This window comes from Shewanella sp. AS16 (assembly GCF_021412365.1).
Classification (GTDB): Bacteria; Pseudomonadota; Gammaproteobacteria; order Enterobacterales; family Shewanellaceae; genus Shewanella; species Shewanella salipaludis.
This window is the reverse complement of the sequence record NZ_JAKCLK010000175.1, coordinates 1-304: the sequence shown is the minus strand read 5'-3', so window position 1 is coordinate 304 and position 304 is coordinate 1. Positions and strand designations below refer to the sequence as shown.

General features: G+C 44.1%; 1 protein-coding gene. It reads left to right on the top strand.

The genetic code is table 11. From position 1 onward, the window contains the following. Nucleotide 1: 1 nt before the first annotated feature. Nucleotides 2-274 carry a protein YicS gene (gene yicS / locus LZP73_RS19855; protein WP_001346623.1) on the top strand — a complete coding sequence of 91 codons (273 nt, stop codon included), beginning with the start codon at nucleotides 2-4 and terminating at the stop codon, nucleotides 272-274. Nucleotides 275-304: the final 30 nt, after the last annotated feature.

Below are 304 nucleotides of genomic sequence, written 5' to 3'. Positions count from 1 at the left end.
CATGATTACCGTATTCCTGATTTTTCCAGCCATTTCTCAGGCCGAGTCGCCATTCAGTTCTCTACAGTCGGCAAAAGAGAAAACCACGGTATTGCAAGATTTACGTAAAATTTGCACGCCACAGGCGTCATTATCAGATGAAGCGTGGGAAAAGTTAATGTTGTCAGATGAAAACAATAAACAACATATACGCGAGGCCATCGTGGCGATGGAACGTAATAATCAGAGCAATTATTGGGAAGCGTTGGGTAAGGTAGAATGCCCGGATATGTAAGAACGGCAACAACCACTGACCAACGCTTCT